10 protein-coding genes are annotated in these 10,537 nt (G+C 36.5%); 1 reads left to right on the forward strand and 9 read right to left on the reverse strand.

The features are described 5' to 3' along the window. Positions 1–37 precede the first annotated feature (37 nt). The 9 genes from ACOCEA_RS05470 to ACOCEA_RS05510 form a co-directional block, all read right to left on the reverse strand. The gene (locus ACOCEA_RS05470) at positions 38–310 is read right to left on the reverse strand and encodes a hypothetical protein (protein ID WP_420755202.1); all 273 of its coding nucleotides are present in this window, start codon (positions 308–310) and stop codon (positions 38–40) included. A gap of 91 nt (positions 311–401) precedes the next feature. Then, positions 402–1,118, reverse strand: coding sequence for an SH3 domain-containing protein (locus ACOCEA_RS05475; RefSeq protein WP_420755203.1), 717 nt, complete (start codon positions 1,116–1,118; stop codon positions 402–404). 53 nt (positions 1,119–1,171) lie between these two features. After that, positions 1,172–2,947: a BatD family protein gene (locus ACOCEA_RS05480; protein ID WP_420755204.1), complete on the reverse strand. Its 1,776-nt coding sequence runs from the start codon at positions 2,945–2,947 to the stop codon at positions 1,172–1,174. A gap of 6 nt (positions 2,948–2,953) precedes the next feature. After that, complete coding sequence (locus tag ACOCEA_RS05485) at positions 2,954–3,838, reverse strand: tetratricopeptide repeat protein (RefSeq protein WP_420755205.1); 885 nt, start codon at positions 3,836–3,838, stop codon at positions 2,954–2,956. Continuing rightward, entirely contained in the window at positions 3,819–4,865 is a 1,047-nt protein-coding gene (locus ACOCEA_RS05490) for a VWA domain-containing protein (protein WP_420755206.1), read from the reverse strand. The genes ACOCEA_RS05485 and ACOCEA_RS05490 overlap by 20 nt, the downstream gene beginning before the upstream one ends. Before the next feature lie 3 nt (positions 4,866–4,868). Then, a complete protein-coding gene (locus tag ACOCEA_RS05495; protein WP_420755207.1) occupies positions 4,869–5,867 on the reverse strand; it encodes a vWA domain-containing protein in 999 nt (332 codons plus the stop codon). Further along, positions 5,868–7,532 carry a hypothetical protein gene (locus ACOCEA_RS05500; protein ID WP_420755208.1) on the reverse strand — a complete coding sequence of 555 codons (1,665 nt, stop codon included), beginning with the start codon at positions 7,530–7,532 and terminating at the stop codon, positions 5,868–5,870. After that, positions 7,532–8,398, reverse strand: coding sequence for a DUF58 domain-containing protein (locus ACOCEA_RS05505; RefSeq protein ID WP_420755209.1), 867 nt, complete (start codon positions 8,396–8,398; stop codon positions 7,532–7,534). The genes ACOCEA_RS05500 and ACOCEA_RS05505 overlap by 1 nt, the downstream gene beginning before the upstream one ends. Before the next feature lie 99 nt (positions 8,399–8,497). Continuing rightward, on the reverse strand, positions 8,498–9,499 hold the full coding sequence (locus tag ACOCEA_RS05510) for an AAA family ATPase (RefSeq protein WP_420755210.1): 1,002 nt from the start codon (positions 9,497–9,499) through the stop codon (positions 8,498–8,500). A 159-nt stretch (positions 9,500–9,658) separates the two neighbouring features. Between ACOCEA_RS05510 and ACOCEA_RS05515 the strand changes: the two genes are divergently transcribed. Continuing rightward, positions 9,659–10,534 (forward strand): aldo/keto reductase, encoded by an 876-nt coding sequence (locus ACOCEA_RS05515; RefSeq protein WP_420755532.1) that lies wholly within the window; start codon positions 9,659–9,661, stop codon positions 10,532–10,534. Positions 10,535–10,537: the final 3 nt, after the last annotated feature.

Genomic DNA, 10,537 nt, shown 5'->3' on the forward strand with positions numbered 1-10,537 from the left:
TAAGGGAAATTGTTAGTAAATAAATTAATTTAGAAAACTAACAAATATGTTTGGGAGGAGGAGATTGTACTTCCAACGTGTGATTGTAGTACTTTATATACTCTAAATCTTTTATCGAAGATTTTATATGAAATTTTAAAAAGGAAATATCCAAAGAATTTTCCTTTACAAACTTTTCTTCTGCAGTAGATTTCTGATCTTGTTCTTGCTGTTCTTCCTCATTTAAATTAAAGGAGATAACAGTTTGATCTTCATCGGACAAATAGGAAACCATAGAAGGGGCCACTATGGCAAAAAGCCATACTAGCATTATAAAAATATGTAAATACGGTTTCAACTTAGATTATTTGCGATTTATTACAAATATAAAGTAATGTAAATTTTGTGCCGTTAAGGAAATATTAAAAATTCTTTAACAATTTTAATGCTTCTGATGGGATCCAGCCCGTTTTACCGTCGGTAAGTCTTATTCTATACCAGGCGTTTAGTTGATCTAGAACATTCACTTTTGTACCTGCATGCAAAATGAAGACTTCTTGGCTATTCTCATTGGGTTCCGCGCTAATTTGTATTTCGTCTGCAAAAATAATGGCTGGGTTATCTGAATTATAATCTCTCTGTGCAACAAATGCAAAAACAACACTCACCACACAAAGGATTAAAAACAATAGGCTAGTTATAAATGCCCATCTTTTTCTTGAGCTATGCTCAAAATAATAGAAAGCAATGTATAACACTACGAAAAGAGTAAGAAATAAAATGGATAAATAAGCCCACCCTTCAAAAGAGAATCTATTGGTAATATTTTTGTAAAATCTTGACAAACTCGTTTGGGGAAGGGTGTCTATCGCATCCAAAGTCATGTTTTGGGCATAGCTAAGGTTTTGTTTAACTTCCTCATCATTAGGGTTTAATAAAAGTGATTTTTCAAAGTAGTATATACTCTCAGGAATTTCATTAAGCTTATAATAGGCATTTCCCATATTAAAATATAACGCTGCGGAATGCTCACCTCCTTCAAGTATTTTATGATATAACGCTACAGCATTAGAAAAATCTCCTTCATTATATGCTTTAGTGGCCTTTTCAAAAATAGAATCCCCCTGCTGTGCTCCCATATATAAAGAGAATAAGAGGCAAAGAAATGTAATGGTGCTTTTTTTGTACATCCCTATAATTGTTTATCCATTAATGAAATTACGTCACTTGCCTTTTCATAATCACGTTGTATCTCAACTTTGGAAAAGGGACTATACCTTGCCGCTTCACAGTTTGTCAAAAGACCAATAAATTCATTGACCGTGCTTTCTTCTATCTGTTTTTTCAATAGTAATTCTGAAATTTTGTCCTTGCTAAACTCAGAGGTCTCTATCTTTAATTTTGCCTTTAGATAATTATGTAAGGCTCTTTCCAAGGCAACATAAAAATCATCCTTATTCCCCATTTGTTTCTTAGCGGCTGACAAATATTTACGCGCCAACTTATTTGCTTTTTTAACTTTATTGCCAATAACATCACCTGCCATAGCATCTCTTTTCCTTCTTAATAAAATAGCGATAGGTATTAGTAATAAGGGACCTAACAGTAATGCGTAATATAATTGGGAACGAAAAAAATAGGAATGTTCTATTGGGGATAGATTCGGTGTTAGTTTAATAAAATTAAATTGATTACCGTTTGCAACTACTTGTTGTTTGTTGGTATTATTTAAAATGGCGGTATTGTTGCCGCTTGTAGGTCCTTCTAGGACATTGACCACAATTTCGTCTGATTTTAGGGTGGTATACTGCTCCGTAGTTGGATTAAAGTAACTAAAAGAAATGGAAGGTATGGGATATTTACCCCTAAACGCAGGAACAATGGTATAGCTATTACTAACCTTGCCCTGCATTCCACTTAAAGTGGTTCTAACCCCTTCAGTAAATTCTGGTTCGTATACCTCCAAAGCACTTGGTAGTTCCGGTTCTGGAAGCTTAAAAAGTTTAAGGTTCCCTTTTCCGTTTACTTCCACAACAGCTTGTAATGACTCTGATGCGTTCAATGAATTTTTATTTGTGGTTACCAAGAACTCAAAATCGCCTACGGCACCAGTAAAGTCTTCCGGTTGATTAGTTAAGGGAAGGGCCTTAACATCAATTGTTCTATTACCGGCAGAAACAGTTTTGTTCGTTTGGGCATAAATTCTGCCGCCAAAAAAATCCCTTTTGTTCGTAGGCACGTCCACAGTAACATCTAACGATAGGGGTTCCAACTCCAACTTTCCGGATTTTTGCGGATACAGGACTACTCTTTTTAAAACGACGTACCTATATGGCTTGCCCTTATATGTTCCATTTTGTGCGTTTAAGCGAGACACTTTAATATCTTGGCTCCAAAAATTATTGTATTTAGGGTTATCTAAAGGTTGATAATTGGAAACACTAATATTTGGGCTTACATATAATTTATAAACTACGCTAATGGCCTCATTTAAATATGGATTGGATTTTGAGACTTCCGCTACCAAATGCAAATTTTCATCGGCAACATCATCAGCTGTCATTTGATCACTAGGTTTATCCACCGCTGCGGTTACCGTAACATTTTTAGGTAATGATTTATAAGTTTTACCACTAATATCGATTGTTGCTTGTTTTATGGTAAATTCTCCCTGTGAAGTTGGGGCAAGTGTATAGGAATATGTTTTTGAATAACTACGGACTCCATTTATCCAAGAAGAACTTATAGCTTGAGAAGGCCCCATAAGCACCCTAAAACCAGTAAAATCTGGCGGATTGAAATTATCTCCGTCCTTATTCATGGTAAAATCTACACGCAAACGTTCATTAAGACCTAATTTAGGTTTGCTCAAATTCATTTCAAAAGTAACGGCAGCATTATCCTGTGCCTTTATCTGAAAGACAAGTAATAAAAGGGGAATTATTGATATGTACTTTTTAAATGTCATAATCAACTACCAATCTTTTTCATTTTTAACCTTAGCGCCCTTAATCTTTTTGGCATCTATCTTATCCTGTACTTTTTTCTCGGCATTTTGCATAGCTCGCAAAAGATTTTCTACCTGTTGTTTAGATAGTTGATTAGGTCTAGGTTGCTGGGGCTGGTCTCCTTGTTCGGGTTTTTTGTTTTGTTCTTTTTTCTCATCCCCATCACCTTCTTTATTCTCATCTTTCTTTTCGTCACCTTGTTCCCCTTCATCATTTTTATCCCCTTCATCCCCTTGGTCACCCTGATCTTTTTTATCCTTGTTCTCGTCCTTGTTGTCCCCTTCCTTATTTTGATCTTGATCTTTTTTGTCCTGTTGGTCTTGTTGATCTTTGTTCTCGTCGTTTTTATCCTTGTTCTCGTCTTGTTGCTTCTTCAGCAATTCTTTGGCCAAGGCTAAATTATAACGAGTTTCTTCATCTTTAGGGTTATTGCGTAATGCTTCTTTGTATGCCTCGACCGCTTTGTCATACTCTTTCCTTTTCATAAAAACGTTGCCCATATTATGATAGGCTTTGTGCTTTTCTTGTTTTGTGGTTGCAGTCTCACCTGCTTCTTTAAACCTGCCAAAAGCCTCACTATAGGTTTCATTATTGTAATAAGCATTGCCCAAATTATAGGGGGCAGCTGCATTTTCCGAACTTTTGGCTATAGCCATTCTATAATCTACTTCCGCTTGGATAAAGTTATTGTCAGATAAATTTCTGTTGCCTTCCCATGTTAAATTTTTGGAGGTCTTCAATGCCTTTGCTTTTTCCTTGACATCCACTTCTTGGGCAGTAATGACTTTGACCATAAACAGAAGTAAAAATAAAATAGGGATATTTTTCATTTTAATCGGACTGTTTTTCATTGAACAAATTCAGTTTTTTAAGCCATTTGGTCTTACGGTCCAAGATAAATATTTCTAAAAAGAGGAACAAAAGCCCTGCGCCTAGAAACCATTGGAATTGGTCTTTGTACTCTGCAAATTGCTTTGCCTCAAACTCTTTTTTATCCATTTGAAGGAGTTCTTCTTTTATGAGTTCAACCGCTTCGTCGGTATTTGTGCCATCAATATATTTTCCATTTCCTTCGCTGGCTATATCCATTAAGACTTCTTGGTTAAGTTTCGTAATGACTACCAGACCTTCTGCATCTTTTTTCAAAGACTCCACAACACCATTTTTCTTCATGGGAATTACAGACCCCTTTAAAGAACCTACACCAATGGTGTAAATTTTTATGCCTTCATCTACAGCATTTTCTACAGCATCCATGGCAGAGCCATCCGTATGGTCTTCACCATCGGAAATAATAAACAAGACCCTATTGGTCTGTTCATCATCATCGTAAAATGTAGTAGCTAATTCTATAGCTTGGTTAATTGCGGTTCCCTGAGAAGTCAACATGTCGGTATTCATTCCCTGTAGGAACATTTTCGCGGCACCATAATCCGTTGTTATGGGCAATTGTGGATAAGCTTGCCCAGCATAGGCAATAATACCGATACGATCACTTGCCAATTGATTTATAATTTCAGACACCAATCTCTTTGCCTTTTCTATGCGGTTAGGCGCAATATCTTCTGCCAACATACTTTTAGAGACATCAACAGCAAATACAATATCAACGCCTTCTCGTTTAACGGTTTCTAATTTTGTCCCAATTTTAGGATTTACCAGAGCTATTATTAGTCCAGCAAGACCTAGTAAAAAGAAAATAAGTTTTAAAGTGCTTTTATAATTTGATCTTGTTGGTGTTAAACGCTTAAGTAGAATGCTGTCTGCAAATTTTTTCTGTGTTCGTTTTTTCCAGACCAACACCAAAAGGAAAATGACTACGATCACCGGAATGATGAAGAGCAAATAAAAATATATTTTTTCGTCTAACTGAATCATAACTTACACAAAACTTCTAAATATTGTATTTCTCAAAATCCATTCCAATACCAAAAATACGCCCGCCAGCAATACCCACGGCCTAAATTTTTCTTCGTAACGGTAATATTTAAATTCTTCTATTTCGGTTTTTTCCAATTTATTTATTTCATCATAAATCTCCTCTAAGGTTTCATTATTTGTTGCCCTAAAATATTTGCCGCCTGTGACTTCCGCTATATTTTTCAATAAGTCTTCATCAATTTCCACCTGTCGCATACCATATCTAAAGGAACCATCAGCATTATAAGCTATGGGAGAAAGCGCGTTACCATTGGTTCCTAAACCAATAGTGTATGTTTTAATCCCAAATTCTATAGCAAGATCGGCCGCTGTTTGAGGTTCTATAAATCCAGAATTGTTTACGCCATCTGTAAGAAGAATGATAATTTTACTTTTCGCTTTACTTTCTTTTAAACGGTTTACCGATGTAGCGAGACCCATACCTATAGCCGTGCCATCTTCCAATTGTCCGTAGGTTATCTCCTGCAAGGAGCCTAGGACAATAGATTTATCTGTGGTTATTGGTGTTTTGGTGTAGCCTTCTCCTGCATAAGCCACTAAGCCAATACGATCATTGGGCCTTTTATTTATAAAATCTGCCGCTACTTTTTTAAGTGCCGATAACCTGTTTGGTTTTAGGTCGCGAGCCAACATACTAGAAGAAACGTCAATGGCCATGACAATGTCTATGCCTTTGGTTGTTTTGGTTCGTGTAGAAATATCCTCGGTCTGCGGTCTGGCCATAGCCACTATAATTCCTGCAAGAGCCAACAATCGCAATATAAATAACAATGGCTTTAAACGTGGTAAAAAATTACTATATGTAAAACCTTTTATAGACGATATACGTAATGAGGCCGTTTCTTCTTTTTGTTTAAAAAAATACCATAAAACGGCCAAAGGCAGCAGTAAAAACAGCCAAAAGAAATCCGGATTTGCAAATGATATATTTTCTAACATCTAAACTTCTAATTTAACTTCAATGGTCGTTAGTATTCTATCAACTATTTTTTGGGCATAGGTATCGTCATCTAGCCAAGTAAGGATTATATATTGTTGAAAGCCCTTGCCACCGAATAAGAGGACCGTATACTCTCCTTTTACCAGTTCTTTTACCTCTGGCGCCTTAAATTTTCCACTGCCAAAAACCTTAATGCCTTTTACACCACTAATAGTGGTAAATTCTTCTTGCTTGGTAATGATATTTTTGGCGCCTTGTTGTTCAAAACCTTTTATGATTTGCTCTATTGTTTGGTCAAAGGCAACCTCTTGCTCTTGGTTCATGGTTATAGAGGTAGTTGCTACGGTAAAAAGTCCCAAAGAGCTTCTATAACCAAATGCCTGTATTTCTTGTATGCTGCTTTTTGCTTCTGGGGGTAATTTAACTTCTTGTCTTACCAGTACTTTGGGAGTTTCCAAAATTATAGGTGGATAACCATATGAACTGGAAATCCATTCTCCTTCCAACAATTCTTTGGTAGGGTGCCCAATTACGGTATCTTTTAAATAGCCAAACCCATATTTAAACCCAGCTATGGTAATACCCATTAAAATTAAGACTGCCAAAGATGCAATGCCGATAACAAGTTTTTTCTTTTGTTTTTTACGTTCTAGCTCTTCTTGGTATTCTGCCAGTTGCATTAATTCCTCTTCTGTTGGTTCGGGTAGTGCCTCGTGGGTTTTAACCACAATTTGTTCTACCAGTTTCCTGTCCTGTTCGGCAACGCTACTAGAAGGTTTGGATTTGGCAAATTTCACCAAATCTGCTGTTTGCAATATATTTTTGAATTGATAAATAGTCTCTTTATCCAGCTCTAATTCTCCGGAATCACTTAATAATTCTAATTTTTCAATTAATTGACCGGTAGTACTTTCCAAAGCTGAAACATGAACATCCTCTTCTAAATACGACCGTACAATTGTGGTTAGTTCAGAGTAGTATTCCTTAAACTCATCTTTAATTAAGTATTTTGAATTTTCAAGTCGCTTTAATTCCAACAATGCTCTGTCATATGGAGGTAAAAGAGCTTCTTTTTCTTCTTCGGTCATAGGTTTTTTACGAACTACGAACCAATAAAAAAGCCCGCCAATAATTATCAGAAGAAATAAACCTGTCAAAAGATACTTCCACCAGTCTGTATTACTTTTTTCGACTACTATTAGCGGTTTGATCTCATACATTTTCTGGGCAATGGTATCAACGGGGATGGTTTCTACGTTAATTACCATAGAATCTGTCATGAAGCCATTTCCGTTGATTTCAATACGTTGGGAGGGTAGTTTATAAGAACCGGAATCAAATTGTGTTAGCGCATATATTTTTTGAAGGGTAAGCCTATCATTTTTTCGAGTTGTATCCGTGGCAAAAGCTTTAACGGTTTCTAAAGGAGAAAATGTTTGGCCCTCAGGAAAAATTACCTGATCCGTAGAATCAATATCCATCACGGAAACCTTCCATTGTATTTGCTCGCCAATTTTAATGTATGTAGTATCTACCGCAGTAATAATGTCTGGTCTTGTTTGTGAAAAACCATCAAAACCAAACATCAAAAGAAATAAGGCAAACCAAGATAAGGTGCTTAATTTCCAATGTAATATTTGTATCCTGTTATCTTTTCCCTGCATTAACCCCTTCTTTTAAAATAACCTAATAATTTGCGGACATAACTCTCATCAACCCTACAGTCTAAAACGCCACAGCCAGATTTTGTAAAGGTTTCCTTGAAATAATTTACACGGTCCCTATGAAATTCTGCATATGAATTACGTACTTTTTTAGATTGGGTATTGATCAATTTAATGCTGCCGGTTTCTGAGTCTGCCATTTGTACCATACCAAGGTTTGGAATACTTTCCTCCCTTTTATCATATACCCTAATTCCCGTAACGTCGTGCTTGTTTCCCGTAATTTTCAAGGTTCTTTCGTAATCTGACGCAATAAAATCTGAAAGCACAAATACAATAGCTTTCTTTTTCATGACGTTAGTGAGGTATTTTAAGGCCTCAGCAATATCTGTTTTTGTGCTAGTAGGTTTAAACTCCAGTAGTTCCCTAATAATTCTTAACACATGGGTTTTTCCTTTTTTTGGAGGAATGAAAAGCTCTACTTGGTCAGAAAACAAAATTAAACCTACCTTATCATTGTTCTGTAACGCACTAAAGGCTAATGTAGCGGAGATCTCTGTAAGTATTTCGTTCTTAAATTGATTGGTTGTTCCAAAAAGCTCAGAACCACTTACATCTACCATTAACATCATCGTTAGTTCCCGTTCTTCCTCAAAGACCTTTACATAGGGCTCATTATATCTTGCGGTTACATTCCAATCGATACTTCGTACATCATCCCCAAATTGATACTGTCGAACTTCGCTAAAGGTCATACCCCTACCTTTAAATGTAGAATGGTATTCCCCGCCAAAAATATGGTCGGAAAGACGTCTCGTCTTAATCTCTATTTTACGTACTTTTTTAAGTAGTTCCTTGGTATCCATCTTTTTTCAGTAACCAGTAATTAAAAATGAGTAATCAGCTGAAGAACATTGGCTTGTCGTAACAAACACGGGACTGTTTACTTATAACTGTGAACTGATTTAAGGTACTTCAATCTCGTTAACAATTTTATTGATGATTTCTTCTGAAGTAATATTTTCCGCTTCCGCTTCATAGGTAATGCCTATTCTGTGTCGCAATACATCATGCACTACCGCCCTAACATCTTCTGGCACCACGTATCCCCTTCTTTTAATAAAGGCGTAGCATTTTGCGGCCACGCCCAAGTTGATACTTCCCCTGGGGGAGGCGCCAAAACTTATTAAGGGTTTTAGGTTTTCAAGATTATATTTTTCTGGATATCTGGTAGCAAAAATGATATCCAATATGTATTTTTCTATTTTTTCATCCATGTATACGTCACGAACGGCCTTTTGGGCACTAAGTATCTGTTTTAAGCTAACCACTGGTTTTACCTCCTCATAAGCACCTAAAAGATTTTGGCGCATAATCAGTTGCTCCTCGTTCATTTTAGGATAATCAATAACTGTTTTAAGCATAAAACGGTCTACCTGTGCTTCAGGCAGTGGATATGTTCCTTCTTGCTCTACCGGGTTTTGCGTTGCCATTACCAAGAATGGTTTGTCTAAGATAAAGGTCTCATCCCCAATGGTAACTTGTTTTTCCTGCATGGCTTCCAACAAGGCGGACTGTACCTTGGCCGGCGCCCTGTTAATCTCATCGGCAAGGACAAAATTGGCAAAAATGGGACCTTTCTTAATAGAAAAATCGTTCTCCTTCATGTTATAGATCAATGTGCCGACAACATCTGCAGGTAAAAGGTCTGGAGTGAACTGTATTCTGCTAAAACTACCTTTTACGGCTTTTGCCAAAGTGTTTATCGCTAAAGTTTTAGCAAGTCCTGGAACACCCTCCAACAAAATATGTCCCTGACCCAAAAGACCAATAAGCAATCGCTCAACCATGTGCTTTTGTCCAACAATAACTTTGTTCATTTCTAGGACAAGCAAATCTATAAATGCACTTTCTTCGGCTATCTTCTCATTTACGGCACTAATGTCAACCGTTGTATTTTCTTCCATCTAATATGATAATATTTTTGGTAATGTAAGGCTTATTGTTTAACAGTTGTGCAAATTGAAAATTAATTCATTGAGTAGCTGTTAACGATTGGTTAAAAATACCGAAAACCCCTTATTTTTATGAAGTATTTAAGGGATTTCTTTTTAATTTCACAGGCTATGAGCTATACAACCAACTATTCCAGAATAATTGCGGGAACCATGACATGGGGCAATTGGGGGAAAAAACTTTCCACAGAAAAAATGATTGCTTTAATAAATCACTGTTTGGAAAATAACATAACCACATTTGACCATGCGGATATATATGGCGACTATACCAATGAAGAACAGTTTGGTGTAGCTTTCGCTAAAAGTGGCATACAACGTAAAGACATACAGCTAATTAGCAAATGTGGCATTCAGTTTAAGACAGCGACCAGGGAAAATAAAGTAAAACATTACGATTATGGGAAGGACTATATTATTTGGTCTGTTGAGAGATCATTAAAAATGCTGAAAACCGATTATTTGGACCTTTTACTTTTACATAGACCAAGCCCTTTAATGCACCCAGATGAAATTGCAGAGGCTATTTTACAACTTAAAAAGGATGGTAAAATAAGGGGATTTGGAGTTTCTAATTTTTCGCCTTCCCAAATTGCCTTAGTTGAAAAAGAAGTTCCCGTACAGGCAAACCAAGTGGAATACTCCTTAACGACAAATAATGTAATGTATGATGGTACATTAGATGATTGCTTGACCAATGATCGTTTGGCGATGTCATGGAGTCCATTAGGTGCTTATTTTAGGGAAATCACCTCACAAACCAAACGCATTAAAAAGGTATTGGATCAACTTTGCTATAAATATGAGCTTACAGAAGATCAGTTGCTATTGGCATGGATCTTAAAGCATCCCAGTAAAGTATACCCTGTGGTGGGTACAGCAACACCAAAAAGATTGGAATTGGCCATGAAGGCAGTTGGTTTGGAAATGGAATTGGAAGATTGGTTTTTAATGTTGGAAGCGGGTAATGGGCACGAAGTCCCTTAAAAA

The sequence above is a fragment of the Maribacter luteocoastalis genome (genome assembly GCF_048890225.1).
Taxonomy (GTDB): Bacteria; Bacteroidota; Bacteroidia; order Flavobacteriales; family Flavobacteriaceae; genus Maribacter; species Maribacter luteocoastalis.